We start from the raw sequence: 26963 nt of genomic DNA, 5'->3' as shown, positions 1-26963 counted from the left end.
GATGACCACCGCCAGTCTTCTCCAAGCTGTTCCGCAGGCACTCGACCGCGCCTCGATGCGCACGCTCGCCGATCTCTACGGGGAGCGCCTGCGCGCGACGCCGAACGCGGAGGCCTGCCGACGCTTCGATTCGCAGACGCAAAGCTGGCGCAGCCTGAGCTGGGCCGAGCTTGCGGCATCCGCGCAGGGCTTTGCATCGGGTCTACGCGAAGCGGGCTTCAAGGCCGGTGATCGCATCGCGCTGCAGATTCCCAATGGCGCCGACTGGCTCGCGCTCGACTGGGCGGCGCACAGCCTGGGCCTGGTGACCGTGGGCCTGTTCGCCGACGAGACCGCCGCGGGCACCGCGGCGCTGCTCGAAGACAGCGGTGCCCGCATCCTGGTCGCACGCGACCTCGAGGTGTGGAACGTGGTCGCCGGCCGCGCGAAGCTGCCGGACCTGCAGATGGTCGTCTCGTTGCGTGACAAATCGGAACACGCCGATCGCCGCGTGCGACCGCTCGCTCCGTTCCTGCGCCGCGGTACCGCGCTGCCGGACAACCCGGCGAGCGGCGAGAGTCTGGCGACCATCGTCTACACCTCCGGCGCGACCGGCCGGCCCAAGGGCGTGATGCTGTCGCACGACGCGCTGATCGCCAACGCGTTCGCCGTGCAGGACGCGGTGCAGTACCGCACCGACGACCTGCTGTTCTCGAACCTGCCGCTCGCACACCTGTTCGGGCGCGTGGCCTGGATCTACGCTGGCGTCGTCGCCGGCGCCAGCCTGGTCTTCGGTCGCGGCGCCGGATCCGGTGCCGAGGATCTGGCCTCGCAGCGTCCCACCGTGCTGATCGGACCTCCGCGCCTGTTCGAACGCATCCACGGCGTGGTCATGCACGAACTCGAAATGGGTTCGGCGACGCGCCGCACCTTGTTCCGCATTGCGGTCGAGGCCGGTTGGGCGGCGAGCCGCAAGGACGCCAGCCGCATCAAGGCGCGGTTGCTGCCGACGGTGCTGGCGCGTCGTGCAGGTGACGCCCTGCGTGCGCGCCTCGGCGGACGCGTACGCCTGGCGATCTCCGGTAGCGCGGCGCTGTCGCCGCAGATCGGACGCGTGTTCAGTGCGCTGGGCATTCCGCTGCTGCAGGGCTATGGCCTGACCGAGGCGGGTCCGGTGGTCAGCGTGAATCGCGTCGATGACCTCGATCCGGCCAGCGTCGGTGCGCCGCTTCAGGGCGTCGAGACGCGTATCGAGGCCAACGGTGAGCTGTGCGTGCGCGGCCCGTCCGTGATGCTCGGCTACTGGAAGGACGAGCCCGGCACGCAGCAGGTGCTCGATCCCTCGGGTTGGCTACGCACCGGCGATAAAGTCAGCCGGCTCGATACCGACCGCATCTATCTGGTCGGCCGGTTCAAGGAACTGGTCGTCACGGCGACCGGCGAGAAGGCCTCGCCCGCCGATATCGAGAGCCGGCTGCGCGAGCTGCCGCTGGTCGAGCAGGTGATGGTGGTCGGCGAGGCGCGTCCGTTCCTCACCGCGCTGATCGTGCCGCAGCCCGGCCCGCTGGCGATGCTGCGCGCCGAGATCGGAATCAACGATGGCGACTACTCGTCCGCCGCGCGCGACGCCATCGAAAGCGTGCTGCTGCAGCGCTGCCAGGAAGTGCTGCAGAACGCGCCGCGCAATCACTGGATCGTCAAGGTCGCGCTGATCTTCGAGCACTGGACGCCGAACAACGGCCAGATGACGTCGACGCAGAAGCTGCGCCGCTGCGAGATCGCACGGGCGCATGCCGAAGACGTCGAGCGGCTCTACGCGGGCCACTACGCCGTACCGGCGACCGATTGCTCGAACAACGCAGGGTTGTAATTCAACCCGTAGTCCGGACGAAGTCCGGGATCCCGCTCGATCGAACGCGAAAAGCCCCCGGACTTCGTCCGGGCTACGTTCAGTAATCCCCTTCGCGATGCTTCAGCGCCTTGCGCGCCGCGATCCGTTCCGCCCGGTCCTTGTCCGACGCCCAGATCACGTCCGGAAACAGCAGCACGCGCAGCAGGCCGACCAGCATCCACAGATACGTCGACGAGAAGATGATCCCGCAGAACATCGAGACCCACTCGAAGTTCGGCGACACGAACTTGATGCCCCACCACGACATCACGTCGGTCAGTGACGCGGCCAGACCGGCCGGGAACACCCACTGGTAGGTCTTGATCTGGTTGAACTGCAGCGAGAACGGAATGCCGACGATGAAGAAGCTCGTCGTGAACCCGAACAGGTGCGCGTGCGTGAACGCGATCAGCTTGCCCAGCGACATCTGCGCGAAGTAAGCCTCAGCTGATCCGTGGATCCGCAGCTGGTACCAGATCTCGGCAGCGCCGAAGCAGAAGGCCACACCGAACATGCCGACCGCCATCGCGATGCCGCGCTTGGCCGCGGGCGGCAGGTTGCGCAGGTTCAGATCGATGCTGTGCGAATCGAACGGCACCAGCCACCAGATCTGCACCAGCATCCCGAAGAACAGCGCCAGCAGCGCGATCGGCCCGCCGATCGTCAGCCAGCGTGATTTCTCCGGCGGCAGTTCGATCACCTCGGCGCTCTGCACCGGCGCATCGCTGAAGAAGTCGAAATTCTGTTGGTCGCCCTCTTCCGATCCCGCGTTCGCGGAATCGGAAGAGGGCGCCAACTCGCCGGATTCGAGCGACGCGTTCGCGTCGCTCAATCCGGCGGGCGCTGTCGCGCCGTGGGCGTCGGCATCGCTGTGAAGTTCCCCGGCGGCGGGACCTTGTTGTGCCGCCGCGGGCAGCGCCAACCCGATCCACAGCGCGACCAGCGCGCCCGCTATCGCGCTACGCATTCTTCAACCTCACGAACATCAAGGTGCCGGCCTTTTTCACCGCCGTGGTGATCGCGGCGTCGATCCCGCTGCCCTTGGCCACCGGCAACTGGTCGAGCGACACGCCTTTGAAACTCGCGTACACGGCGCTCTTCGCCGCATCGGGCACATGCGCGGTGTTCAGCGGCTGCACGGCGATCACCTTGAGCTGTCGATCGGTGGCGAGCAGCAGGAAGAACGCCTTCTTGTTGAACTCGGCCGGGAAGATCAGCGCGGTGCCGGCCGGCCGCTGATCCTGCAGCGGGATGTAGATGGTGTTCTCGTCCTGTTTGCCGAGCTCTGCGCCCAGCGCCTTGGCGCGTGCGATGTCGGCGTCGGTGAGCAGCGCATCCTTCGGAAGGTACGCGCGCACGCCGGGGAACAGGGCCTGCACCTCGCGCGGGATCAGGCTCGCGGTGTCGAGCCAGTCGCCCTTGGCCTGCGGCGTCGAGTTCTTCGAGCCGGGATTGGATTTTGCGCTCGCCTCCTCGCTGTTGGAGAAGCCGTCACCATCGCCGTCCAGCGCGGCGATCTTGTCGAAGGCAGCAAGGTTCTCGCCGGCTTTCTTGAACTGGTCACCGTAGTCGTTGCGCGGTGTGCCGCCGCCGTCCTTGTGGCAGGCGTTGCAGGAGGGCGGATAGCCGTACTGCTGCTTGTAGAGGCGCGCGAACGCCGGCTCGGCCCTGGCGTTGCCGATGGCCGCGGTGCAGGCGACGACGAACAGCATCCAGCGCAGAGGCGCAAAGGACGCGAAGGAAACCAGGTCGGGCCGTCGTGCGCTTTTCATTTTTCTCTGCGTCCTTTGCGCCTCTGCGTTGAAACGTTCTGTCGCCATCAGAAGTCGAACATGCCCGGCACCACTTCGCGCATCTGTTCCAGCAGCTTCGAATTCTGCGCCAGCTCGGCTTCGACTGCCGCGCGCTGCACCGAATCCGCCGGCGGCATCAGCTTGTTCGCCTTGTCGGTGTTGCGATAGCGATCCCAGTCCAGCGCGTCGCGAATCGCGGCGGTCGCCTTGATCGACTCCAGCACCTCGGCCTCGCTGGCGCCGCCCATGAAGTTCAGACGCTTCGCCGGATTGCCGCGATGGCAGGCGAAGCAATGCTGTTCGAAGTGATGCAGCACCGAGCCGTCGCTGATCTGCAGCGGTGGAACGCCGATGGCGACCGGCGGCGACATCTCGGTGGTCGCGAGGCAGCAGTAGCCGGGCTGCACGCGCGCCTTCGCATCCTTGCGCACGTCGAGGATCACGCCCGGCGCCATCAGCGCCTGCAGCGTCTTCACGCGCGAGAACGGTTGCGCTGCGAACACTTCCGCGGGCAGCCGGTCCACGGCGTCGAGCGTCGCGGTCCAGACGAAGCCGCCTGCCGCGAGCAAGGTGCGACGATCGGAAGCGGTGAAGAATTGCGCCAGGCCGAACACGCCATCGAGATCCTGCGCGCTCAACACCTGCTTGGGCGTGCGCGACGTCAGCGGATCGAGATTCGCCGGCAGCTTGGGCAGCTTTTCGAACGCATCGAGATCCTCGTTGTTCTTCGCCGCCGCACCGGTCTTCTTCGAAAACATCTGGCCGATGCGGTCGCGCCACGCGAGCTTCTCGTTCAGCGGGTCGCGATTGTTCAGGTCGTTGTTCGGCACCGGGATGCCACCTGCGGGCCAGGCCTGCGCCTGCAGTTCGCGCAGGCGCGTCGCATCCGGCTGCCCGGGATCGAACGCAGCCGGATCGTCGAGGAAACGCAGCGCCAGTCGCAGCATCAGGCGCCGGCACTCCACGCCTTCCGCGCCGCAGCCGTCGAGCCAGGAGCGCTGCGTTGCGTTGATGAAGTTGCCGACGTCGGTGAGTTCGTCGATGCGCTCGGGCGAGGACAGCGGCTGTGCCGGTTGCACGGCGAGGTAGGGATCGGCGCCGCGTGCGGCGACGATGCGATTGGCGATCTCGGGCTGGCCGTTGGTCTCCTGCCACGGCCGCACCGAGAAGATCGGCGAACCGCCCTGGTGGCAGGTCTGGCAGATGGCGCGGCGCGCGTAGACGATGCGCGGCACGCAGCCTTCGCAGTAGTTCTGCACGAGCTGGAATTCGAAACGCCCGGCCAGTTCGTTGTAGCTGACGACTTCGATCTCGTTGGCCGCCTCGGTGAAGCCGAGGAACAACTGGCCGCGCGGTGCCAGGCCCAGGTTCGCGTCGCTGTTGTCCGCGTGGTAATCGGCAGCGAACACGACACGCGGCTTGTGGAAGTCGGCGCTCGCCTTGAGCAGCGAGCGGCCCAGCGGAATCATCACGGCCAGCGGCTGGCTGCCTTCAGGCGCCTGTCGCTGGATCACGCCGACGAGCTTCTCGAACGGGAATGGCAGGCCGTCGTTCTGCGCCAGGACATGGTCGAACAGGCTGCGCGTGCCGGCCGGCGGCAGGTCGTCCTGCGGAATGGCCTTGGCGGAAACCGGGCCCAGCGCGGAGCCGGAGTGCTTCGTCAGGTCGCTGATGTCGGGCGCTGTGGAACCTTCGGCGCTGAACCACAGCCACGCGCCCGCGCCGGCCAGCGCGAGCAGCAGGACGACGACGACGGCCGCAAGGCGTTTCACGTTGCGGACGCGCGGCTCACATCAGTTTCAGGAATTCCCGCAGAGCGAGCTTGTCCTCGGCCGACAGCGACACGCCGAACTGATGTCCCTTGTTCTCCACCAGATCGTCGCACTTCATCGTCAGCGGGCGATGCGGATTCAGGCTCGTGAAATAACCCAGCGGCGTGCCCTTGGACACCGGCAGCTTGATGAAGCCCTGGCCGTCCTCGCGCGCAGCGAGCTTGAAGTCCTGCGACACGCGCGTGATCTTTTCCGGGCGATGACCGGTGACGGTCTGGTTGTCCGATCGCATCAGTTCGTCGAAGGCGTTCTCGAACTGCGCGATGCGGCCCTTCACGGTGTAGTCGATGGTCTTGTTGTCCGCCAGATACGTCAGCTCGCCGATCGCGTTGTTGTGCAGGAACGGCGCGTGCGCCCACAGCGACAGCAGCGAGATGTTGCGCAGGTAGCCGGGGCCGCCCTCGATCTTGCGCTCACCGATCTTCACGCCGCCCAGGCCCGGGACCATGCGTGCGATCGTGACCGGCACGCTGCCCGGCGACGGACGCATCTTGTAGTCCTCCGACGAGAACTCTTCCCAGATGTGGCCGGCGTTGTGGTTGTCGTGCAGCGCGCGGCAGCTGTTGGTGCCGACGATGTTGAACGCGGTGGGCTCGTCGTTGCCGAGCCAGTCCTGGCCGTAGATGCCTTTCTCGGCGAACTGCTTGGGCCGCCCGTTGGCCAGATGCCGCGCCTTGAACTCCTCGGAGTTTCGCTCGCTCTCGGCGAACTCGTACTGCCAGTACTCCTCGGCGCCGAAGACGTGACCTTCGTAGAAGCGTTCCAGTGCCGCCTTGTCGGCGCGCGTGGCGGCGGGGGCGACCTTCGAGCTGTGGCAGGTCGCGCACTCGCGCGCGAAGATCTTGCGGCCGGTCGGCACCTTGCCCAGGTCGATGTAGCGCCCGCCGGGCGAGGCATCGACGTCGTTGGCCTTGAGCAGGTAGGTCGGCCCGCCGGTGACGAGGAAGGCCGCGAGGTCCGGCATCTTGGCGTCGGCGTAGTTCCAGGCGTCGCAGTCCTTGGCGCACTGCGTGATGCGGAACGGGCGCTGGTGCGACGACTCGCCGAACAAGCTGCCCGGCGTCGGGAAGTTCGGCGTCCAGCATTCCTCGGTGCACATGCCGATGTTGACGTAGACGCGGATCAGCGCGAGGTGATCGCCGACGCTGTCTTCACCGCCCTTGAGTACGTTCTGCGTCAGGCCCTTCTTCAGCTCGCCGGTGACCGGGTCCTTCATCAACTGCTCGCGGACGATCCGGTTATGGAAGTCCATGATGTTGTTCTGCGTGCCCGGATTGTTCTGGAAGTCGTTGGCGACCAGGCTGGTGTCGATGGTGCCGTGACGTCCTGCCTCGAGCGCGATGCGCGCCAGCGCGTCCTTGGGCGTGCCCTGGAAGAACATCTCGGGCTGCTTGATGTGCTGGTTGCCGATCGTCGCGGAGAGGTTGTCCCACTCCGGCTCGTTCGGATCCTTCGGCGGATGCGTGGGATCGAAGCCCACGTGGCACTGCACGCAAGGATGTCCCACGACGAAGCGCAGGTTCTTCTGCAGTTCGTCGTCGCGGTACGGCGCGGTCTTGGGATCGAACACGACCTTGCCGGCCGTATCCTTGGTCGGATCCGCGTAGTACTTGCGATAGCCGAGCACGCCGCTCGAATGCGGGTCCGGACAGCGGTCCCACCAGAACGTGGACTCGTCGCCGGCGCTGCAATCGGGATCGTTGATCAGGCCGTACTTGGTGAAGCGCGTGGCGCGCTCGCGCGTGTCCAGCCACGGGTACCAGATGTCCTTGATGCCGTTGGGCGTGGTGCGCGCGAAGTGCAGGTAGATCTCGTCCTGGTTGCCGAACGTGCCCTTGAACCAGACGTCGCGGCCGCGGCGCGCCTGTTCGCGGTACTGCTTCTGCTTGTCCTTGTCGGCCACGTCCTTGAACAGCGAGTTCACGTAGCGGCAGGACTCGGCGTCGTAGCCGGTGGGCTGCGGCTTGTCACAGGGCGGAGGCGCGGCCTGCGGGATGCCGGCGTATTTCCAGGTCACCGGCGCCTGCCACTCGCTGGTGTAGTGCTGCGCGCCGTCGGACCACACCTTCTTCGCGGCGAGCGTGTCGTAGAAATGTGCGTTGAACCAGTCGCGACGCGCGTTGAGTTCCGGCGTGCCCTTGTAGATGCCCAGCGGCAGGATGTTGCGGGCGGCCAGGTCTTCGAGGGACACCGAGCGCAGCGTGAGCGAGTAGGGCTCGTCGGGCACCGGATACTTGCCGGCTTCGGGCCAGTAATGCTCGGTGGAGTAGGCGCCGTCGGCGGTCAGCGGCGCGGGAGACTTGGCGGACGGCTGTTCGACGTCGGCCGGGATGCCCTCGGGTGGCGGCTGGGCGTTGACGAGGAAGCTGAGGAGCGCGGGCACGCCGATGACGAGCGTGCCGATCGCAAGTGTTCTGCGGAACATGGGGCCTCCCCGTAAATCACCGCGCTTCGGACGGCGCGGTTGGTGTGAGGCAGTCTAGACCTGCGCCCACAGGCAGGCGAGGGCCGGTGGATCAGAGCGCGAGTTGCGCGTCGGTCACATGCGCCGCCAGGCGCTCGACGAATGTTCGACGTTCGGCGTCGGTGTAAGGACGCGCCGGGTGCTTGCCCCAGACCGGCGCCGGCCAGGCCGGATCGCCGTCGAAGCGCACGATGTGATGCACGTGCAGCTGCGCTACCACGTTGCCCAGTGCCGCGACGTTGAGCTTGAACCCGCCGAAGGCCTGCATCAGTGCGCGTCCCAGTGCCGAGGATTCACGCAGCAACTGCTGCTGGTCGGCGTCGGGCAGGTCGTGGATCTCGCGCAGGCCGGCGCGGCGCGGCACCAGGATGCACCAGGGGTATTGCGCGTCGTTCATCAGCAGCAGCGTGCACAGCGGCCACTGTCCGAGCACGAACGTGTCGGCGGCCAGGCGCGGATGCAGTTCGAAATCCATTGTCGGGGTTCAGGACAGCACGGGATCGGCGGCGGAGCCGGCGAGCGTCCAGCGATTGCCGCCCGCGGCCTGGGAACGGCGAAGCGCGGTGGTCGCGAGTTCGATGCTGGACATCGGATCGGTGCGTGAAAGCGAATCGCTGCGCACCGTGCAGACGCCGGCGCTCAGGGTCAGCAGCTTGCCGCCGGCATCGTCGAGCGGGAAATACAGCGCTTCGACGGCACTGCGCACGCGTTCCGCCGTCTCGACCGCCCCGGTCTGGCCGGTGCCGGGCAGCAGCATCGCGAAGCGGGTGTCGTCGAAGCGGCCCACGCAATCGCCGGGCCGGTGCAGCGAATACTGGATCGCCAGGGCGGCTGCACGCAGGCCGCGATCCAGCGCCGCCGCGCCCTCGCGGCCCGTGAACCCGTGCAGGTGATCGAGTTCGGCCACGATCACGCTGATCGGAACCAGCGCGCGCATCGCCCTGCGCCATTCGCGGTCGCCCAGTTCATCGAAATGGCGACGAATGAGCGTCCCCGTCTGCGGATCGTGCAGCGCGTCCGAGCGCAGTCGCAGGCGGTCCTCGACGATGGCGCGCAGGTCCTGCAGTGCGGCGCGGGCAAGGTCTTCGCGCGTGCGCGGCTCCGCATCCATCAGGCACAAGACCCCGATGCGCTCGCGGTCACGCCCGCGCACCGCGATGCTCGCGAAGAAGCGCACGCGCGGTGTCCCGGTGACCATCGGGTCCGACGCGAAGCGCGGATCCTGGGCGGCATCGGGCACCACCAGGATGTCGTCCTGTCGGAGCGCCTGCTCGCCCAGAGCGGACAGGCGCGGCACGTCGCGCGTCGCGAAGCCGTGCGCTGCGGCGAAGAACGAGCGCTCCCTGTCGACGACCCATAGCGCCGCCATCGACGTGCCGCCGATGCGGGCGAGCAACTGCATCAACCGTTCGAGACCTTCGTCGCCGCGCTGCGGCGACAGGCCCATTTCTTCGACGGCCGACGGGCGCGATGAGTCCTTGCGTCCTTCGGATTCGATCTGGATCGGAGGCTCCATGGGGCCAGTTTAGCCTGCGGATCGCAGCCGTCCGGCGAGCCGCTGGCATCGATGCCGTTCAACCGGTTTGCTTGCGGTACCGGCGGGCTTCGATAATTGCCGACCGTCGCGAAACCCGGAGCACCCTCCACCCCATGCCCAGCAAACCGCACCTGTACCGCGTCAGCTTCCACAACCACGGGAAGGTGTACGAGATCTATGCCAGGGGCGTGAGCCACGGCGGCATGCCGGGCTTCGTGGAAGTCGAAAAGCTGGTGTTCGGCGAGAAGTCGATGGTGGTCGTGGACACCTCGGAAGAGAAGCTCAAGACCGAGTTCGAAGGCGTGGAGCGCTTCTACATCCCGCTGCATTCCGTGATCCGCATCGATGAAGTGGCCAAGGCCGGCCCGGCGCGCATCAGCACCGGCAGCGACAAGGTGCTGTCGTTCCCGATGATGATGGGCGGAACCGACACCAAGAACTGAAAGGGACACGATCGACCGGTGAGCCTGTTCCGCTTCGCCCTGCTCGGCAGCGGAAGCCGCGGCAACGCCACGGTGGTGGAGGGCGGCTCGACCCGTCTGCTGGTGGACTGCGGTTTCCCGGTGCGCGAGATCGATGCGCGCGCCAAGAGCATCGGGTTCGATCCGGCCAGCCTGAACGCCATCCTGGTCACGCACGAACACACCGACCACATCGGCGGCGTCGCGCGGCTCGCGCGGGCCTACGGCATTCCCGTCTACCTGACCCACGGCACCGCGGCCGCCCGCAGCGACTGGGACGGCTGCACGCTGTTCCGGGTGTCGCCGCACGACGCCTTCGCGCTCGGCGAGATCCAGGTCCAGCCGTTCCCGGTGCCTCACGATGCGCGCGAGCCCTGCCAGTTCGCGTTTGCCTACGGCGGCCGGCGCCTGGGCATCGTCTCGGACCTGGGCCGCATCACGCCGCACGTCGCGCGCAGCCTGGATGCCTGCGAGGCGCTGCTGCTGGAATGCAACCACGACGTGGCGATGCTGGCGGCCGGCCCGTACCCGGAGAGCCTGAAGCGGCGGGTGGGTGGCGACTGGGGGCATCTGTCCAACGCGCAGGCGGCCGGCCTGCTGCGGGGAATGGACCGCTCGCGCCTGCGCACGCTGGTGCTGACCCACCTCTCGGAGAAGAACAACACGCCGGAACTGGCGCGCGCCGCCATCTGCGAGGCCCTGGACGAGGATCCGGCCTGGTGCGTGTGCGCGGAGCAGGATCGCAGCTCGGGGTGGCGGGAAGTGGCGTGACCCCTAGCCCGGGCTGAGCCCGGGGTTCCCCTCGCATACGGAGCGCAGCCCCGGGTTTCACCCGGGCTAGGGGGGCGCGGCGCGAACTTTTATTCCGGTCGATGCCCTCGCGCCCGACCCTTCCCGGTAAAATTGCGCTCCCTCCCGCGTCGCCCACCTCACGCGTCGCCATGACCGTCCACGTCGTTCCCTCGGCCGCGCGACTTTCCGCGTTCCGCATCGCACGTCTGCTCGAGCGTCTGGCGCCCAAGGCGCCCGGCCTTACGGGCCTGCTGGTGCAGGATTTCTTCCTCGTCCAGGGCGATGCCGACCCGGCCGCGCTGCGGCGCCTGCTGGGCGATGGCCCGGCCGCGCTACCGGACGGCGCTGGCCGGCTGTTCGTCGTGCCGCGCCTGGGAACGGTGTCGCCGTGGAGTAGCAAGGCCACCGACATCGCGCGCGTCTGCGGCCTGGAGGCCGTCCATCGCGTGGAGCTGGCGCGCGTCGTCGTGCCTCAGGGCGTCGAGACCTTGCCGCCCGAGGCCTACGCCGACCTGCACGACCCGATGATGGAATCGGTGCTGACCGATGCCGCGCAGCTGGCGCACGTGTTCGACACGCAGGCGGTTCGTCCGTTGCGGCGGGTCCCGGTCCTGGCCGGTGGCCGCGAGGCGCTGGTGGTGGCCAACCGCGACTGGGGCCTCGCGCTGTCGGGCGAGGAGATCGATTACCTCGTGCAGCACGCGCTGGCGTCCAAGCAGGACCCGAGCGACGCCGAGCTGATGATGTTCGCGCAGGTCAATTCCGAGCACTGCCGCCACAAGATCTTCAACGCCGAATTCACGGTGGACGGCGCGGCGCAGCCGCTGTCGCTGTTCCAGATGATCAAGGAGTCGACCAAGGCCTCGCCGCAGGGCGTGCTGAGCGCGTACCACGACAACGCGGCGGTGATCGAAGGCCACGACGCGATGCGCTGGTTCGCCGAGAGCGACCACGTCTGGCGCACGCACGACGAGGCGGTCGACATCCTGATGAAGGTGGAGACGCACAACCATCCCACCGGCATCTCGCCGCATCCGGGCGCCGCCACCGGCGCCGGTGGCGAGATCCGCGACGAGGCGGCGACCGGCCGCGGCGGCAAGCCCAAGGCAGGCCTCTGCGGCTTCACGGTGGCCAACCTGCGCATCCCGGGTTTTGCGCAGCCCTGGGAGAGCGATCTGCCGCGCCCGCCGCGCATGGCCAGCGCGCTGAACATCATGCTGGAGGCGCCCATCGGCGCCGCCGCGTACAACAACGAATTCGGACGTCCCAACCTCGCCGGCTACTTCCGCAGCTTCGAGGCCATCGCCGCCGACGGCCGCAATCGCGGCTTCCATAAGCCGATCATGATCGCCGGCGGCTACGGCAACATCCGCCGCCAGCACGTCGACAAGATGAAGGTCGTCGACGGCGCGCAGCTGATCGTGCTCGGCGGCCCGGCGATGCTGATCGGCCTGGGCGGCGGCGCCGCCAGCTCGATGGCCACCGGCGCATCGAGCGAGGCGCTCGACTACGCGTCGGTGCAGCGCGCCAACCCGGAGCTGGAGCGCCGTTGCCAGGAAGTCGTCGATGCCTGCTGGGCGCTGGGCGACAAGAACCCGATCCTGTCGGTGCACGACGTCGGTGCCGGTGGCATCTCCAATGCCTTGCCGGAACTGGTGCACGCGGACGATCGCGGCGGCCACTTCCGCCTGCGCAGCGTGCTCAGCGCCGATCCCGCGCTGTCACCGATGGAAATCTGGTGCAACGAATCGCAGGAGCGTTACGTCCTGGCGGTGCGTCCCGAGGGCGTCGCCGTGCTGCAGGGTTTCTGCGCGCGCGAACGCTGCCCGATGGCCGTGGTCGGCACCGCCACCGCGGAGCGCCAGCTCATCGTCGAGGACGCTGACGGCAGCTGCCCGGTGGACATGCCGATGCCGGTGCTGCTCGGCAAGCCGCCGCGCATGCGCCGCGACACGCAGCGCGCCGCCGCCGCTGCGGTGCCGTTCGCGATGCCCGAGAACTTCGAGGACGCCGCGCGCCGCGTGCTGCAGCATCCGTCGGTCGCCTCCAAGCAGTTTTTGATCACGATCGGTGATCGCACCGTCGGTGGCCTGACGGTGCGCGACCAGATGGTCGGGCCCTGGCAGGTGCCGGTGGCCGACTGCGCCGTCACGGCGAGCGGTTTCGAATCCACCACCGGCGAGGCGATGAGCATGGGCGAACGCCCGGTGCTCGCGCTGCTCGATGCGCCCGCGTCGGGCCGCATGGCCGTCGGCGAAGCGATCACGAACATCCTGTCGGCGCGCATCGGCAGCCTGTCCGACGTGCGCCTGTCGGCCAACTGGATGGCCGCCTGCGGCCAGGGTGACGAGGACGCGCGGCTGTTCGACACCGTGCGCGCGGTCGGCGCCGAACTGTGCCCTGCGCTGGGCATCGCGATCCCGGTGGGCAAGGACTCGCTGTCGATGAAGTCGGTGTGGAGCGACGCCGAGGGCGCGCACACGCAGATCGCGCCGCTGTCGCTGATCGTCACTGCATTCGCGCCGGTGCTCGACGTGCGCGCGTCGCTGACGCCGCAGCTGCGTCTGGACGCGGGCGAGACAGCCCTCGTGCTGATCGACCTCGGCGCCGGCAAGAACCGCCTCGGCGGATCGATCCTGACGCAGGTGTACTCGCAGCTCGGCGAGACGCCGCCGGATCTCGACGATCCGGCGAAGCTCAAGGCCGCGTTCGAACTCGTGCAGCGCTGGAACGGCGAAGGCCGCGTGCTTGCCTGCCACGACCGTTCCGACGGCGGCTTGCTGGCGACGCTGTGCGAGATGGCGTTCGCCGGTCATTGCGGCCTGCGTGCGGCCGGCCTCGATGCGGCGGGCTGGTTTGCCGAGGAGTTGGGCCTGGTGCTGCAGGTGCGCGCCGGCGATACGCAGCGGCTGCTCGACGACGCGCAGGCCCTGGGTCTGAACGCGCTGCGCGTGGGCGCGCCGAGCGACGACGATCGCATCGTCATCGAAGGGCTGCCCGGCAAGAAGAAAGCCCCGTTGCTGGACGAGGCGCGCAGCACCTTGTTCAAGGCCTGGTTCGAGACCAGCTATCGCATGGCGCGCCTGCGCGACAACCCGGATTGCGTCGACGAGGAATTCGAGTCGACGGGCCGCTTCAGCGATACCGGTTTGAGCGTGTCATTGAGTTTCGATCCGCAGCCGCTCGCGGTGCCGGCCGTGACGCGTCGTCCGCGCGTGGCGGTGCTGCGCGAGCAGGGCGTCAACGGCCAGTACGAGATGGCCTACGCCTTCCACGCCGCAGGATTCGAGGCGGTGGACGTGCACATGTCCGACATCCTCGAAGGCCGCGTGTCGCTGTCCACGTTCCAGGGGCTGGTCGCCTGCGGCGGCTTCTCGTACGGCGACGTGCTCGGCGCCGGGCAGGGCTGGGCCAAGACCATCCTGTTCAACCCGCGCGGTCGCGACGAGTTCCAGACCTTCCTCGCGGACACGTCGAAGTTCGCGCTCGGCGTCTGCAACGGCTGCCAGATGTTCGCGGCGCTGCAGGAGCTGGTGCCCGGTGCGTCGCGCTGGCCGATGTTCCGCCGCAACCGCTCCGAGCAGTTCGAGGCGCGCTGGACGATGGTCGAAGTGCTCGATTCGAAGTCGATCCTGTTCGCCGGCATGGCCGGTTCGCGCATGCCCATCGCGGTGGCGCACGGCGAAGGTCGCGCGGAATTCCGCACCGATGCGAATCTGGCCGCGCTGAAGGACAACGGCCAGGTCGCGATGCGCTTCATCGACAACCAGGGCGAAGTCGCGGCGCGCTATCCGGCGAATCCGAACGGCTCGCCGTCGGGCCTGACGTCGATCTGCAACGAGGACGGTCGCGTGACGATCCTGATGCCGCATCCCGAGCGCACGATCCACGGCGTCACCGGGTCCTGGTGGCCGGATGCCGCCTCCGGCGGCGCCGCGCAGCGCACGCCGTGGTTCCGGATGTTCGAGAACGCGCGGAGCTGGATGGCCTAGACGCCGGCGTAGGGTGCGCTCCGCGCACGTCTTCGCATGCATCCGGGGGCGCGCGTTCGTGCGCGGAGCGCACCCTACGGTGCGGTTTCCAGGGCCTCGACGAGCAACGCCAACGTCGCCTTCGCGAACGCCCACATGTTCTCGACGCGATCCTCGTTGCCGGTGCGCAGCGTGCGCACGAGATTCACCGGCCCGGTGATCGCCATGCAGGTGTGGCCCGAAGGATCGCCATACGGATTCGGCGGACCCGCGGCGCCGGTTTCCGAGAGGCCCCAGGTCACGCCCTCGTGCTTGGCCAGCATCGCGCGGCACAGGATCTCCGCGTAGGGCTCGGAACTGGAACGCACGCCCTGCTTGCGCAGCTCCTTCATGTCCAGCTGCACGAGCGACTTGATCGAGTCGAACGAGTACGTGATGGCGCCGCCGACGTAGTACGCCGACGCGCCGGGAACGGCGAGCAGGCTGGCGCTGACGAGGCCGCCGGCGGAGGTCTCGGCGATGACGATTTTCTCGCCGCGTGCCTTGAGCAGCTCGCCGGCGCGCTTGCCCATTTCGAAGATGTCGTTCATCTGGAACTCTCTGGAGTGATCGGGGAGGAGGCGGTTGCCGATGCGCCGCGTGCAGCGCAGGCTTTTGCCACATTCTCGCGCAGCAGCTCGACCAGCCGCAGGATTCCCGGTCCCGCGTAGTCGCGATCGGCATAGATCAGGTACAGCGTGGCCACGCGATCCTGCGCGACGCCCAGGTCGAGCGGCGCGATGGCGCCCGACAGGATCTCGTCGCGGATCTTGTCCTCGGGAAGCCAGGCGAATCCGTAGCCGGCGCGCACCGCCGAGATCGAGGTGGCCATGTGGCTCACGGTCCAGCGTTGCTTCGCCTCCAGGCTCAGCGGCGTGGCGGCACGCTGGCTGCCGGAATCGCGCACGACGATGTGGCGGTGCGCACGCAGGTCGCTCTGGCCGACGGGCCGGCCGAGCTTGTGCAACGGATGGCCCGGCGCCGCGACCAGGCGCAGACGGCTCTGCATCAGCGGTTCGCCGAGAAAACCAGTCGGGACCTGCGGCGCGATGGCGATGTCGGCCTCGCCCTTGAGCAGGCACTCGGCGGTGCCGCCGAGCACCGACTCGATCAGCTCGATGCGCGTGTGCGGGCTCTCCTCGCCGAACTGGTCGAGCGTGGTCAGCAGCAGCTGGGTCGGAAAGAGGATCTCCACCGCAAGGCGGATCTGCGCTTCCCATCCGGCGGACAGGGAACCGGCCGCCCGCTCCAGGCTCGCGGCCTCGTCGAGCAGGGCGCGCGCACGGCGATACAGCAGCGTGCCCGTGGGCGTCAGCACGGCCTTGCGGCCCTGCACCTCGAAGGCCTTCACGCCGAGCTGCGATTCGATCTTCTGCACGGCATAGGTGATGGCCGATTGGCTCTTGTTCAGGGCCTCGGCGGCCTGCGCGTAGCCGCCGGCCTCGACGACGCCGGTGAGGGCCCGCCACTGCTCGATGCTGATCCGGGGCGTGCTCATCATCTAATCAATAGATAGGTATGGCCTAAATAATGTTCTTTTTTATCCAATCTGGAAACCATTTAATGGGCGCACACCCTCACCACGACGGAAGAAACCACATGAACAAGCCGCTCAACCTCCTGCAGATCAATGCCAGCCTCTATTCCGGCAAGGGTCAGTCCAGCCTGCTGTCCGAGCGCTTCGTGAACAGCTTCCGGGCGAGCCATGGCGACGTGCGCGTCGTCACCCGCGACGTGGCCGGCGACCCGGTGCCGCATCTCGATGCGCGCCGCTTCGGCGCCTTCCTGGCCGCGCCGGAAGCCCGTACGCCCGAGCAGCAGGCCGTGGTCGACTACTCCGACACGCTGATCGACGAGCTGCGCGCGGCCGACGTGATCGTCCTCGGCCTGCCGCTCTACAACTTCGGCGTGCCTTCACAGCTCAAGGCCTATTTCGATCACGTGGCCCGCGCCGGCGTGACGTTCCGCTACACCGCCGATGGCCCGGTCGGCCTGATCACCGGCAAGAAGGTGTACGTGCTGGCAGCGCGCGGCGGCTTGTTGGCCGGTACGCCGCTGGACACGCAGACGAGCTACGTCCGCGACTTCCTGCGCTTCATCGGCATCGAAGACGTGGAGTTCGTGTACGCCGAGGGCCTGGCGATCAGCGCCGACCTCAAGGCGCGTGCGATCGAGCAGGCCAACGATTCCATCGCGCGGCTCGCCGCGTAACCCTCACCCTCATCCACCCAGGAGATTTTCCATGAACCAGATCCAGATCCTCGCCGCACCCGTTGGCCGCGTCCTGCTTGCCTCGCTGTTCCTGCTCGCCGGTCTGCAGAAGATCGGCGCCTATGAAGGGACGGCGGGCTACATGGCCTCGCAAGGCGTGCCCGGTGCGCTGCTGCCCATCGTGATCGCGCTCGAAGTGCTCGGCGCGCTGGCGATCATCGTCGGCTGGAAGACGCGGCTCTTCGCCTTCCTGCTGGCCGGCTTCAGCCTGGTCTCGGCCGCGCTGTTCCACTTCAAGCCGGACGACGCGATCCAGATGACGATGTTCCTGAAGAACGTCTCGATCGCCGGCGGCTTCCTGCTGCTGGTGGCCCAGGGTGCCGGTGCGTACAGCCTGGATCGACGCGCCTGATTCGTAGCCCGGGTGCAACCCGGGAAGTTTTTGCGGTCCGATTTGGAGAAGGCTTGTCAGAGTGAAAGCCCCGGGTTGCACCCGGGCAACGGCTCTCGCAATCCGGGAACTCGACCCCAACGTGGAGAACACCATGAACACGAACACGCGAACCCTCGCCCAGGTCATCCGCTCCGTGGAGACGTCCGACGGCGCCGGCGTGAAGCTGCGCCGCAGCATCGGCAGCCAGCGCGGGCTCTACCTCGATCCGTTCCTGATGCTCGACGAGTTCGGCACCGACAACGCGGACGACTACATCGCCGGGTTCCCGCCGCATCCGCATCGCGGGTTCGAGACCGTCACGTACATGCTCGACGGCCGCATGCAGCACAAGGATCACCTCGGCAACGTCGGTGATCTCGGACCGGGCGGCGTGCAGTGGATGACGGCCGGGCGCGGCGTGATCCATTCCGAGATGCCGTTGCAGGAGAGCGGCCGAATGCGCGGGTTCCAGCTCTGGCTCAACCTGCCGGCGAAGGAAAAGATGAAGGCGGCGTGGTATCGCGACATCCCGGCCGGCGAGATTCCGGTGGTCGCGCTGCCGGGCGGCGGCCACGTGAAGGTGATCGCGGGCACGGTGAAGGCGGGCGAGACGAGCACGAGTGGGCCGATCAATTCGGCGGAACGTCCGCTGAGCACCGATCCGCTGTATCTCGATCTGCACCTGCCGGCCGGCGCGCGCTTCGAACACGCGCTGCCGACGGGCCACACGGCCTTCGTGTACAGCTACGAGGGCGCGGCCATCATCGGCGACGGCGACTCCGCACGCGCGCTGCCGCGACAGGCAGCCGGCGTGCTGTCGGCCGGTGATCGCATGGTGATCGCGGCCGGTGCGGAGGAGACGCGCGTCATCCTCGTCGCCGGGCGGCCGTTGAACGAGCCGATCGTGCAGTACGGACCGTTCGTGATGAACACGCGTGAAGAGATCGAGCAGGCGATCCAGGATTATCAGCGCGGCGATTTCGCGAAGGTCGCGGCCTGAGGTGTCCAGCTGAACCGTAGCCCGGACGAAGTCCGGGTTCCCGCTCCGTAAAGCGCGGCGTTCCCGGACTTCGTCCGGGCTACGTCGTGTGTTGTTCCTGACGGAACGCGCGCGGCGTCGATCCCGTCCATCGCTTGAACGCGCGGGTGAACGCGCTCTGTTCGGAGTAACCGAGCAGTAGCGCGACCTCGGCGATGCCCATTCCGGGATCCGCGAGATGCTGCTCCGCCAGGCGCCGCCGGGTGTCGTCGCGCAGTTCGCGAAAGCCCAGTTCGAGCGCATCGAGCCGGCGATGCAGCGTGCGCGGCGACAGGTGCAGCGCGCTGGCGATGCGCTCGAGCGTGACCTCGCCTTCGCGAACCGTCGAGCCGACCGCGCGACGTACCGCCTGTTCGAGATCGCCGGCTTCGGGCAGATCGGCGAGCAGCGTTTCGGCCTGCTGTTCGAGCAGGCCCAGCAGCGCCGCGTCGGGCTGGCGCAGCGGACGCGCGAGCAGCGATAGCGGCAGGCTCACGCGCGTGGCGTCCTGCTCCCACCGCACCTGGCCGCCGAAATAGCGGCGGTAGGACGCCGGGTTGGCCGGCGGTTCGTTGACGAAGTGGACCTCGTCGATGGTCGTGTCGACGGCGCCGGTGACATCGCGCGCGAACTGCACCAGCGCCGTGATCGCCGTCTCATCGACGAGACGGCCCGGCCGTCCGTTCTCCGTTCCCCATTCGAGCGTCACCGAATTGCCGTGCGTCTCGAAGCGCATCGGGCTGACGTCGTAGACCAGCCGCTGGTACCGGTGCAGCCGCGTGAGCGCCGCGCCGAGCGTGCCGCAGGCCAGCAGCACGTAGCCCATGACACCGAAATGTCGCGGCGTCACGGTGCGGCCGAGGTGCAGGCCCAGATCGTCGTCCTGCAGGTGCGCGGCAGCTTTTTCCAGGTGACGGCGCCATCGCTCCACCGGGTAGCGGCCCGGCGCGGGCCCGGTCGGTTCGGGCGCCGTTTCTCCGAGCAGCTTCACCGCGTCGATGTTCCGGTTTTCGAGATATTCGTAGAGCAGGCGGACATAGCTGGCGGGAACGACACCGCGTGCCGCGTTGGCGCGGACCGCACGCGGCTGCGGCGCCGATGCATCGCCTGTCGCCTGTGTCCGCCTTCCCCTCATGCCGATCCCCACCCCCCGTTCGCTGCCGTTGCATCAGGATGCCCGATGACCCGGTCTCGGGGTGCAGGCGACGGCGCCCTCAGATGATGGCGAGAAATGTCAAAAACAAGGCGGCCAGGGTCAAGCCCCGACGCGGCCCGCGACGCGACCATGCGCCATCGAAGAACGACGAGGAGCGCGCAATGGAAACCCTGGTGCAGATGCTGGGTCCGGACGTGGACTGGAAGCAGGTGCTGCTGATCGGCATGTCGCCGGTCTTCCTGATCGCGTTCGCCATCGAGTGGCAGGTCATGCGCGGCCGCGGCAAGCGCGCGCAGTTCGAGTGGCGCGACATCCTGGCCAACCTGTCGCTTGGCGGCAGCTACCAGGTGTTCGAACTGGGCGCGCACCTGCTGATCACCGGCGTGGCGACGCTGTGGATCTACCAGCACCGGCTGTTCGACGTGCCGGTGAATGCGTGGACCGTGCTGCCGATCTTCATCGGCGTGGAGTTCTGCTACTACTGGTTCCACCGCACCAGCCACCGCGTGCGCTGGTTCTGGTCGGCGCACGTCGTGCACCACAGCAGCGAGCGCATGAACTTCACGACGGCGATGCGCCAGAGCCTGCTGTACTCGATCACCGGCTGGTGGCTGTTCTTCTGCCCGCTGATCTTCCTGGGCGTGCCGCCTCCGGTGGTGTTCTTCCTGTACGCGGTGGACCTCTGCTACCAGTACTTCGTGCACACGGAGAGCGTGGGCAAGCTGCCGCGCTGGATCGAGTATGTGTTCGACACGCCGTCGAACCATCGCGTGCATCACGGCCGCAACGCGCAGTACATCGACAAGAACTACGGCGGCGTGCTGATCCTGTTCGATCGCTGGTTCGGCACGTACGAGGAAGAGCAGGAGAAGGTCGAGTACGGCATCGCCACGCGCCAGCCGCACAGCGCGAACTTCCTGGTGCTCAATTTCCACGAGTTCGCCGACATGTGGCGCGACGTGTTCACGCGCGGTCCGCTGGCGATGCGCCTCAAGCACCTGTGGGCGCCGCCGGAATGGCAGCGCCCGAACCGTAGCCCGGACGTTGAATTTCGCGGAGCGAAAGAGCGGGATGCGCTGCTTAGCTGAGTGACGGCTTCCCGGACTTCGTCCGGGCTACGTGAACGACTACTGCGAGATGCTGCCGCCGTCGGCCACCAGGATCGTGCCGTTGCAATAGCTGGACTCGTCACAGCCGAGGAACAGGCAGGAGTACGCCATCTCCTCGGCGGTACCCGGACGCGCGGACGGCGAAATCTGCTTGCCGATCGCCGGATCCTTGAACAGCGGTGTCACCGACGCGACCATGCCGGTGTCGATGAAGCCCGGGCACAGGCAGTTCGAACGGATGTTGTCCTTGATGTAGGTGACGGCCAGCGAGCGCGTGTAGTTGATGATCGCGCCCTTGGATGCCGTGTACGCATGCGCGTTGGGCACGCCGATCATTCCGTAGATCGAGGCCACGTTGACGATCGCGCCGCTCTGCTGCTTCTGCATCTGCGGCACCACGAGGCGGCAGACGTAGAACAGCGAGTCGAGGTTGATGCCCATCACCTCGCGCCACTTCTCCGGCTCGCAGGTGGCCGTCTCGGCCATCGAGCCAGGGCTCTTCTCTTCCCAGCTGTAGCCGACGCCCGCGGCGTTGACCAGGATGTCGATACGGCCGTAGGCGGCGATCGCCGCCTTGAAAGCGCCCTCGGCACCCTCGAACTTGGACAGGTCCGCGGCGAAGAACGCCGCGTCGCCGCCAGCGCCCTTGATGTCCTTGACCACCGTCTCGAGCTTCGACGCCGTGCGCGACACGCAGAAGACCTTCGCGCCTTCCTTGGCGAACAGCTTGGCCGTAGCCTTGCCGATTCCATCGCCTGCGCCGGTCACCAGCACCACCTTGCCTGACACTCGACCCATGGTCCCGCCTCCAGATTCTGGTTGTTTCCCGAAAGCCCATGAGGTGCCATCCGGGATGGAAAGTCGGCGGAGCGTAGGACAATATTGCCTGACGAACAACGGGACCCGGGGCGGTCGCCGGGGATGGTCGGGGACGTCGGGACAAGGGAGAAGCCGCTGATGAATGCCACTGCGACCAGCCGCGCTGCCAAACGCAAGGCCGCGCCGCTCGTGCGCGCGGCTGAGCCCGAGATGGAGATTCCCGCGGAGACGGAAAGCCATGGCCCGAGTTCACCGGACCAGGTCGTGGACGCGGTCAAGCACGGCATCCTGCTGGGGCGCTTCGTGCCGGGACAGCGGCTGATCGAGGCGGACATGACGCGTGATCACCGGGTCAGTCGCGGCCCGGTGCGCGAGGCGCTCAAGCGCCTGTCGGCGGAGGGCATCGTCGAGTTGAGCCGGCATCGGGGCGCCTACATCCGCCTGATGACGCGCCGCGAGGTCGTCGACATGCTGCAGGCGCTGCAGGCGGTCGTGGGCCTGGCGGCGCGGCTGGCGGCCATGCACATGAAGAAGCCGGAGAACCGTGCCCGTCTGAAAGCGGCGTACGAGAAGCTCAGCGAGCACGGACCGATCGGCGATCGCGTGCTGCTGTCGATCGATCGCAACGCGTTCTACGAGGCGATCTTCGACGTTGCGGGCAATCGTGAACTTGCCCGCATCCACCCTGCGGTGCCCACGCAGATCCTGCGCATGCAGGTCTACCCCTATCTTTCGACGGCCGATCGCGAGCGCCAGTTCGCCGATTACCGCGTGCTGTACGACGCGATGCGCACCGGCAACAGCCGCGAGGCCTATCGCATCGTCGTCAGTCATCTTCGGCGCAGCCGCCTGCAGGTGAAGAACCTGCCGGACGACGCGTTCGCGGCGGAATAGCCGGGGTCCCGTTCCGCGCGGCGACAGGCGATTGCCCTACTGCTCGGCGCCGAAGAAACCCAGTAAAACGTCGGCATCGCAAATTGCCCGACTGCGGTCCCAGCCGGGCACACCTCCCGATGTCCGCAATGGAGCCCCGCATGCCTCTCAGCGATCGCTACGATTTCCCGCCCCACTACGTCGACGTGCTCGGCTCGAAGATGCATTACATCGAGTCGGGCCCGAAGGACGCATCGCCGGTGCTGTTCCTGCACGGCAATCCGACGTCCTCGTATCTGTGGCGCAACATCATTCCGCACGTCGCCGCGAATTCGCGCTGCATCGCGCCGGACCTCGTCGGCTTCGGCAAGTCGGACAAGCCGGATCTGGCGTATCGCTTCGAGGATCAGGTGCGCTACGTCGACGCCTTCATCGAGAAGATGGGACTCGGTGATGTGACGCTGGTCATCCACGACTGGGGTTCGGCGCTCGGACTGAACTGGGCGCGCCGCCATGCCGAACGCGTGAAGGGCATCGCGATGATGGAATTCATCTCGCCGGTGAAATCCTGGAACGACTGGCCCGAAGGCATTCGTCCCTTGTTCCAGGCCTTCCGCACGCCCGGTGCGGGCGAGGAACTGGTGCTCGACCAGAACGTGTTCATCGAAAAGGTCTTGCCGGGCGCCGTCGCGCGCGGCCTGACCGAAGCCGAGATGGCGCACTACCGCGCGCCGTTCGGCGAGCGTGCCTCGCGCAAGCCGATGCTGAGCTTTCCGCGCGACCTGCCCATCGAAGGGCAGCCCGCGGACGTGGTCGCCGCTGCGCAGGCGTACATGGACTGGCTGCGTGGCTCGAAGGTGCCGAAGCTGCTGTTCTGGGGCACGCCGGGCATCCTGGTGACGCCGGCGGATGCCGCGCGCTACCGCGAAACCTTGCCGATGCTGGAGAGCGTCGACATCGGCCCGGGCCTGCACTACCTGCAGGAGGACGCGCCGGACGTCATCGGGCGCGGCATCGCGGAGTGGATCGCCCGCGTCGTGCATTGAGCACGCCCCGTAGCCCGGACGCAGTCCGGGATTCCGCTTCATCGATCAGCGACAACCCCGGACTGCGTCCGGGCTACGGGGCACTCACGATCGCGGCCGCTTGCGCGTGTCCGTCATCAGGTCCCACAAGGTGTTGCCGCTCTCGACCGTCGACGCGTCAGCCGATTCGAGTCCCGCTGCACGTTCGACCGAGAAGCGCGTCAGGCCGAGCAACACTTCCACCTCGTTGATCATCGCGGCCCGGTAGCGCTGCACCGCGGCGCGGCTCTCCGGTGAAGCAATCGCGGTCGGTTCGCCGGCGGCGGCGAGCTCCGCCTGCGCCTTGCTGACGATCGGCGTGCGCTGTGTCTGCCAGTCGGCGAACAGCGAGCGATACGCTGCCAGCTCCTGCTCACGCACTTCGGTCGCGCGGTCGGTGCCGGCGACGCGCTTCTTCAGTCCGCTGAATCGGCTGGCCAGCCATTTCACGCGGCCGCCCAGGACCGCCTCTGGCGCATTCGCTCCTTCGTTGGCAGCGACGTAGGCGCGATAGCCGGCCGCGGCCGTGCTGACGGCGGCCGTATCCGGCGTCGCCGCTGGGGCGCCGGCAGCGGCTTTGGTGGCCTCGGCCAACGCCGTCGCCTGTGCGGCCTGCAGATTGGATTCGAGCGTCACGATCTCGGGCGCCACGACCTTCCCGTCCTTGACCCAGGCCAGCGCCGTCGCCGGATCCTTCGGGGGCGCGGGTGTGCTCTTGTACAGCTCGGTCAGAGGCGTGGCCGCGGCGCAAGGCCCGGACACGAGGCCCGCGAGCAGCATCAAGGTCTGCAGGGAACAACGCATCGGAATCTCCCGTTTCGTAGGCGATTGTCGCAGCGCGAACCGTGCCACGTGGGCGTCGCCGTCCGCCGGGGGCCTTCGCGAGCGTCCTGCAGGCACCCGCGGACGGTTGCCGAACCGGGGATGGCGGCCTCGCCGATTACCACCGGACGTCCGGGACAGGAGGCCATGCGTGTCGGAAAACCGTCTCCGGGCGAGCGGTACGGTAATTGCCCGGTACGCGCGCCCCGCAACCCCGGAACCCCGCTTCCTTGACCAGTCTGATCGATGCCGTCGGAGCCGCTCCGGCGTCCGCCACCCGCCGCTCCACCCGCGACCGGGCGATTTATGTGCCGGTCCGGTGGAAGCTGGTCCTCGCGCTCGTTTTCGGTTTCGCCTGGTTCTCCCTGAGCGTCTGGATCGCGTTGCCGTGGATCGCGGGTATCGCGGCAATCATGGGCCGGCCGCTGGCCTGGGTCCTGGTGACGGGCGTGGCCCTGCTGCCGGGGCTTGCCAACTCCTTCCTGCTGGCTGGCCTGCTGCTGGATCGACGCCCGGTGTTCGCCGCGGTGGCGGTGCTCCCGCCGATAACCGTGCTGGTCGCGGCGTACAACGAGGAAGCCTGCATCGAGGACACGCTCGCCTCGCTGGCGCGCCAGAAATACGACAGCGCGGTACACATTCTCGTCATCGACGACGGCTCGACGGACGCCACCCGCGCGCGCGTTCAGCGCTATGTCGAGGCTCGGGACTACCCGGAACACTTCGCCGTCGAGCTGATCGGAATGCCGCAGAACGGCGGCAAGGCCCGCGCCCTGAATGCCGGCCTGGCGCGGGCCGCGCACGACCTGGTGCTGACCGTCGACGCGGACACCACGCTGTTTCGTGATGCGCTGGCGAACCTTGTGGTCAACCAGCTCCAGAGCCCGCCGAACACGGCCGCGACGGCCGGCACCGTGCTGGTCCGCAACTCGCGCGTGAACTTCATCACGCGGCTCCAGGAATGGGACTATTTCCTCGGCATCGCGGTGGTCAAGCGCATCCAGTCGCTGTTCCAGGGTACGCTCGTGGCTCAGGGTGCATTCTCGATCTACCGCAAGGAAGCGCTGCTGGCGCAGGGCGGATGGCAGGAGACGGTCGGCGAGGATATTGTCCTGACATGGGCGATGCTGGAGGATGGCTATCGGGTCGGCTACGCCGAGAACGCCTTCGTGTTCACCAACGTGCCCGAGACGTACGGCGCCTACTACCGCCAGCGCAAGCGCTGGTCGCGCGGCGTTATCGAAGCGTTCAAGCGGTATCCGCGCATCCTCGCCAACCCGCGCATGAACCTGCCGTTCGTCTATCTCAATCTCGCGTTCCCGTTCCTGGACCTCGCGTACCTGTTCGTGTTTGTTCCGGGCGTGATAGCGGCGCTGGTGTTCCAGTCCTACCTGATCGTCGGCGTGCTCACGCTCCTGCTCATCCCACTCGCCGCCTTCGTCAATGCCCTGATGTTCCTCAAGCAACGCGCCATATTCCGGCGCTACGGACTGCGCGTGCGACGCAACCTACTCGGCGTGGTCTTCTTCACGCTGCTCTATCAGCTGATCCTGTCGCCGGCGAGCCTGGTCGGTTACGCATCGGAGCTGTTCAACCGGCGCAAGTCGTGGTGATCGGGCGCCTGTCGGCGCTCGCGGTGCTCTGCCTTCCCGCTACCGCCGGCGCGTACGACTACCGCGTGCTCGGTGAGGCGCACGCGAGCGACGACACCGACCACCAGTCGCAGCAGTGGTTCTACGCGGGCTACCAGCGCGCACTACCACAGGTCGCCGCCGACAGCAGCGGCGCGGCCTGGCTCGGCTGGCGCCACCTCGAGTCGGACGACGGCAGCGAATCGTTCAAGGCGCTGCGCCTGGATTTCGAGGCGCCAACCACCGAACGCACGCGCGTCAAGCTGCGATTGAATCCGCTGATCGGGTCCGACTGGTCGCCGGTACTCGGCGGCGTGAGCGCGATCTGGAAGCCGGATGCGACGTGGTATTTCGAGGCGTTCGCGGACCGCGAACTGGTGGACACGGTGCGCGCGGTGCGCGACGAGAACCACGTGGACACCTATGGGCTGTCGGGCGACTACCGGTTCTGGGGGCTGCTGACGCTGATCGTGTCCGCCTTCGGCCAGTCGTTCGACGACGGGAACGAGCGGCTCGGGCGCGTTTTCCGGCTGGATTACGCGTCGGAGGCCTGGGCGGGTTTCGGCGCGCAGCTGCGAGCAAAGCGCGTGGATGCCGACGCGCCCGGCGTGGGGTACTTCAGCCCGCGGCGACTCGAGGAGGCGGAACTGTGGCTGCGCTACGTGGTACCTCTGGCAGATCAGCGCTGGCAGCTCGCGCTGCGGGCCAGCGGCGGCCGGCAGCGCATCGACGGCAACGGCAGCGAGAACCTCTACGGCGCCGAAATCGGCCTGCGGGGCTGGTTCACGGACCACTATGGCCTCGAGGCGCAAGCCCAGTGCTCGAACACGGGCGGGTTGGCGGGCGATGCCGCCGACGACGGCTACCGCTACTGCGCCGCCACGCTGAGCTTCATCGGATCCTGGTGATGTGTGGAAGAAGAAGCCTCCGGACTTCGTCCGGGCTGCTCGATGACGTCTGCTGTCACCGTGCCAGCAACGCTCCGCCACACCGAACCGCGAAGTAGATCGACAGGAGCGACAAGAGAAAACTCGCGATCGAGATTCCGAAGCTCTACCAGAACGTGCG

Annotated in this window: 23 protein-coding genes; 12 read left to right on the top strand and 11 right to left on the bottom strand. The window is 67.6% G+C overall.

Annotated elements, in window-relative coordinates; genetic code table 11:
• The first annotated feature begins 1 nt into the window (after nt 1).
• The gene (locus DFR24_RS18305) at nt 2-1849 is read left to right on the top strand and encodes an AMP-dependent synthetase/ligase (RefSeq protein ID WP_133882859.1); all 1848 of its coding nucleotides are present in this window, start codon (nt 2-4) and stop codon (nt 1847-1849) included.
• Nucleotides 1850-1928: 79 nt separating this feature from the next.
• Here DFR24_RS18305 and DFR24_RS18300 read toward each other — a convergent pair whose 3' ends face one another.
• The 6 genes from DFR24_RS18300 to DFR24_RS18275 all read right to left on the bottom strand — a co-directional run bounded on the left by DFR24_RS18300 (nt 1929) and on the right by DFR24_RS18275 (nt 9475).
• On the bottom strand, nt 1929-2837 hold the full coding sequence (locus DFR24_RS18300) for a hypothetical protein (protein WP_133882858.1): 909 nt from the start codon (nt 2835-2837) through the stop codon (nt 1929-1931).
• Nucleotides 2830-3642, bottom strand: a complete 813-nt coding sequence (locus DFR24_RS18295) for a hypothetical protein (RefSeq protein WP_133882857.1) — start codon at nt 3640-3642, stop codon at nt 2830-2832. Before DFR24_RS18295 ends, DFR24_RS18300 begins: the two co-directional genes overlap by 8 nt.
• A gap of 47 nt (nt 3643-3689) precedes the next feature.
• Nucleotides 3690-5435 carry a hypothetical protein gene (locus DFR24_RS18290; protein ID WP_133882856.1) on the bottom strand — a complete coding sequence of 582 codons (1746 nt, stop codon included), beginning with the start codon at nt 5433-5435 and terminating at the stop codon, nt 3690-3692.
• A gap of 16 nt (nt 5436-5451) precedes the next feature.
• A complete protein-coding gene (locus tag DFR24_RS18285; RefSeq protein ID WP_133882855.1) occupies nt 5452-7920 on the bottom strand; it encodes a hypothetical protein in 2469 nt (822 codons plus the stop codon).
• Nucleotides 7921-8011: 91 nt separating this feature from the next.
• Nucleotides 8012-8434: an HIT domain-containing protein gene (locus tag DFR24_RS18280; protein ID WP_133882854.1), complete on the bottom strand. Its 423-nt coding sequence runs from the start codon at nt 8432-8434 to the stop codon at nt 8012-8014.
• 9 nt (nt 8435-8443) lie between these two features.
• Nucleotides 8444-9475 (bottom strand): GGDEF domain-containing protein, encoded by a 1032-nt coding sequence (locus DFR24_RS18275; protein WP_133882853.1) that lies wholly within the window; start codon nt 9473-9475, stop codon nt 8444-8446.
• 134 nt (nt 9476-9609) lie between these two features.
• On the opposite strand from DFR24_RS18275, the gene DFR24_RS18270 reads away from it, so the two are divergent.
• From DFR24_RS18270 to purL, 3 genes are all read left to right on the top strand, one after another.
• Entirely contained in the window at nt 9610-9939 is a 330-nt protein-coding gene (locus tag DFR24_RS18270; RefSeq protein WP_133882852.1) for a DUF1820 family protein, read from the top strand.
• An 18-nt stretch (nt 9940-9957) separates the two neighbouring features.
• A complete protein-coding gene (locus DFR24_RS18265) occupies nt 9958-10728 on the top strand; it encodes an MBL fold metallo-hydrolase (protein ID WP_210772388.1) in 771 nt (256 codons plus the stop codon).
• 170 nt (nt 10729-10898) lie between these two features.
• Nucleotides 10899-14741 carry a phosphoribosylformylglycinamidine synthase gene (purL, locus tag DFR24_RS18260; RefSeq protein ID WP_133882851.1) on the top strand — a complete coding sequence of 1281 codons (3843 nt, stop codon included), beginning with the start codon at nt 10899-10901 and terminating at the stop codon, nt 14739-14741.
• A 74-nt stretch (nt 14742-14815) separates the two neighbouring features.
• On the opposite strand, the gene DFR24_RS18255 is transcribed toward purL, so the two are convergent.
• Both DFR24_RS18255 and DFR24_RS18250 read right to left on the bottom strand, forming a co-directional pair.
• On the bottom strand, nt 14816-15310 hold the full coding sequence (locus tag DFR24_RS18255) for a CinA family protein (protein WP_133882850.1): 495 nt from the start codon (nt 15308-15310) through the stop codon (nt 14816-14818).
• On the bottom strand, nt 15307-16257 hold the full coding sequence (locus tag DFR24_RS18250; protein ID WP_133882849.1) for a LysR family transcriptional regulator: 951 nt from the start codon (nt 16255-16257) through the stop codon (nt 15307-15309). The genes DFR24_RS18255 and DFR24_RS18250 overlap by 4 nt, the downstream gene beginning before the upstream one ends.
• 101 nt (nt 16258-16358) lie before the next feature.
• Between DFR24_RS18250 and DFR24_RS18245 the strand changes: the two genes are divergently transcribed.
• From DFR24_RS18245 to DFR24_RS18235, 3 genes are all read left to right on the top strand, one after another.
• Nucleotides 16359-16970 (top strand): FMN-dependent NADH-azoreductase, encoded by a 612-nt coding sequence (locus DFR24_RS18245; RefSeq protein ID WP_133882848.1) that lies wholly within the window; start codon nt 16359-16361, stop codon nt 16968-16970.
• Between the two features lie 31 nt (nt 16971-17001).
• Complete coding sequence (locus tag DFR24_RS18240) at nt 17002-17382, top strand: DoxX family protein (RefSeq protein WP_133882847.1); 381 nt, start codon at nt 17002-17004, stop codon at nt 17380-17382.
• Between the two features lie 133 nt (nt 17383-17515).
• Nucleotides 17516-18403: a pirin family protein gene (locus DFR24_RS18235; protein WP_133882846.1), complete on the top strand. Its 888-nt coding sequence runs from the start codon at nt 17516-17518 to the stop codon at nt 18401-18403.
• A gap of 79 nt (nt 18404-18482) precedes the next feature.
• On the opposite strand, the gene DFR24_RS18230 is transcribed toward DFR24_RS18235, so the two are convergent.
• Nucleotides 18483-19556: an AraC family transcriptional regulator gene (locus DFR24_RS18230; RefSeq protein WP_133882845.1), complete on the bottom strand. Its 1074-nt coding sequence runs from the start codon at nt 19554-19556 to the stop codon at nt 18483-18485.
• 182 nt (nt 19557-19738) lie between these two features.
• Between DFR24_RS18230 and DFR24_RS18225 the strand changes: the two genes are divergently transcribed.
• Nucleotides 19739-20665: a sterol desaturase family protein gene (locus DFR24_RS18225; RefSeq protein WP_133882844.1), complete on the top strand. Its 927-nt coding sequence runs from the start codon at nt 19739-19741 to the stop codon at nt 20663-20665.
• Nucleotides 20666-20704: 39 nt separating this feature from the next.
• On the opposite strand, the gene DFR24_RS18220 is transcribed toward DFR24_RS18225, so the two are convergent.
• The gene (locus tag DFR24_RS18220; RefSeq protein WP_162851310.1) at nt 20705-21484 is read right to left on the bottom strand and encodes an SDR family NAD(P)-dependent oxidoreductase; all 780 of its coding nucleotides are present in this window, start codon (nt 21482-21484) and stop codon (nt 20705-20707) included.
• 159 nt (nt 21485-21643) lie between these two features.
• Here DFR24_RS18220 and DFR24_RS18215 point away from each other — a divergent pair, with 159 nt between their 5' ends.
• Complete coding sequence (locus DFR24_RS18215) at nt 21644-22399, top strand: GntR family transcriptional regulator (RefSeq protein WP_162851309.1); 756 nt, start codon at nt 21644-21646, stop codon at nt 22397-22399.
• A gap of 140 nt (nt 22400-22539) precedes the next feature.
• The gene (locus tag DFR24_RS18210; RefSeq protein WP_210772387.1) at nt 22540-23424 is read left to right on the top strand and encodes a haloalkane dehalogenase; all 885 of its coding nucleotides are present in this window, start codon (nt 22540-22542) and stop codon (nt 23422-23424) included.
• A gap of 84 nt (nt 23425-23508) precedes the next feature.
• Here DFR24_RS18210 and DFR24_RS18205 read toward each other — a convergent pair whose 3' ends face one another.
• Nucleotides 23509-24246 (bottom strand): hypothetical protein, encoded by a 738-nt coding sequence (locus tag DFR24_RS18205; protein WP_133882840.1) that lies wholly within the window; start codon nt 24244-24246, stop codon nt 23509-23511.
• Between the two features lie 248 nt (nt 24247-24494).
• Here DFR24_RS18205 and DFR24_RS18200 point away from each other — a divergent pair, with 248 nt between their 5' ends.
• Nucleotides 24495-25877, top strand: coding sequence for a glycosyltransferase family 2 protein (locus DFR24_RS18200; protein WP_210772386.1), 1383 nt, complete (start codon nt 24495-24497; stop codon nt 25875-25877).
• Nucleotides 25871-26803 (top strand): hypothetical protein, encoded by a 933-nt coding sequence (locus DFR24_RS18195; RefSeq protein WP_133882839.1) that lies wholly within the window; start codon nt 25871-25873, stop codon nt 26801-26803. Before DFR24_RS18200 ends, DFR24_RS18195 begins: the two co-directional genes overlap by 7 nt.
• Nucleotides 26804-26963: the final 160 nt, after the last annotated feature.

The organism is Panacagrimonas perspica, from assembly GCF_004364935.1.
In the GTDB taxonomy this organism is placed as follows: domain Bacteria; phylum Pseudomonadota; class Gammaproteobacteria; order Nevskiales; family Nevskiaceae; genus Panacagrimonas; species Panacagrimonas perspica.
Note: the sequence above shows the minus strand (reverse complement) of the source record. Positions and strands in the feature narration are given on the sequence as shown.

Coding starts and splice junctions, on each gene's coding strand:
- DFR24_RS18240 (WP_133882847.1), top strand. CDS start 17,002: ATGAACCAGATCCAGATCCTCGCCGCACCCGTTGGCCGCGTCCTGCTT.
- DFR24_RS18215 (WP_162851309.1), top strand. CDS start 21,644: ATGAATGCCACTGCGACCAGCCGCGCTGCCAAACGCAAGGCCGCGCCG.
- DFR24_RS18280 (WP_133882854.1), bottom strand. CDS start 8,434: ATGGATTTCGAACTGCATCCGCGCCTGGCCGCCGACACGTTCGTGCTC.
- DFR24_RS18210 (WP_210772387.1), top strand. CDS start 22,540: ATGCCTCTCAGCGATCGCTACGATTTCCCGCCCCACTACGTCGACGTG.
- DFR24_RS18275 (WP_133882853.1), bottom strand. CDS start 9,475: ATGGAGCCTCCGATCCAGATCGAATCCGAAGGACGCAAGGACTCATCG.
- DFR24_RS18295 (WP_133882857.1), bottom strand. CDS start 3,642: ATGAAAAGCGCACGACGGCCCGACCTGGTTTCCTTCGCGTCCTTTGCG.
- DFR24_RS18300 (WP_133882858.1), bottom strand. CDS start 2,837: ATGCGTAGCGCGATAGCGGGCGCGCTGGTCGCGCTGTGGATCGGGTTG.
- DFR24_RS18285 (WP_133882855.1), bottom strand. CDS start 7,920: ATGTTCCGCAGAACACTTGCGATCGGCACGCTCGTCATCGGCGTGCCC.
- DFR24_RS18250 (WP_133882849.1), bottom strand. CDS start 16,257: ATGAGCACGCCCCGGATCAGCATCGAGCAGTGGCGGGCCCTCACCGGC.
- DFR24_RS18255 (WP_133882850.1), bottom strand. CDS start 15,310: ATGAACGACATCTTCGAAATGGGCAAGCGCGCCGGCGAGCTGCTCAAG.
- DFR24_RS18245 (WP_133882848.1), top strand. CDS start 16,359: ATGAACAAGCCGCTCAACCTCCTGCAGATCAATGCCAGCCTCTATTCC.
- DFR24_RS18225 (WP_133882844.1), top strand. CDS start 19,739: ATGGAAACCCTGGTGCAGATGCTGGGTCCGGACGTGGACTGGAAGCAG.
- DFR24_RS18235 (WP_133882846.1), top strand. CDS start 17,516: ATGAACACGAACACGCGAACCCTCGCCCAGGTCATCCGCTCCGTGGAG.
- DFR24_RS18305 (WP_133882859.1), top strand. CDS start 2: ATGACCACCGCCAGTCTTCTCCAAGCTGTTCCGCAGGCACTCGACCGC.
- DFR24_RS18270 (WP_133882852.1), top strand. CDS start 9,610: ATGCCCAGCAAACCGCACCTGTACCGCGTCAGCTTCCACAACCACGGG.
- DFR24_RS18220 (WP_162851310.1), bottom strand. CDS start 21,484: ATGGGTCGAGTGTCAGGCAAGGTGGTGCTGGTGACCGGCGCAGGCGAT.
- purL (WP_133882851.1), top strand. CDS start 10,899: ATGACCGTCCACGTCGTTCCCTCGGCCGCGCGACTTTCCGCGTTCCGC.
- DFR24_RS18230 (WP_133882845.1), bottom strand. CDS start 19,556: ATGAGGGGAAGGCGGACACAGGCGACAGGCGATGCATCGGCGCCGCAG.
- DFR24_RS18205 (WP_133882840.1), bottom strand. CDS start 24,246: ATGCGTTGTTCCCTGCAGACCTTGATGCTGCTCGCGGGCCTCGTGTCC.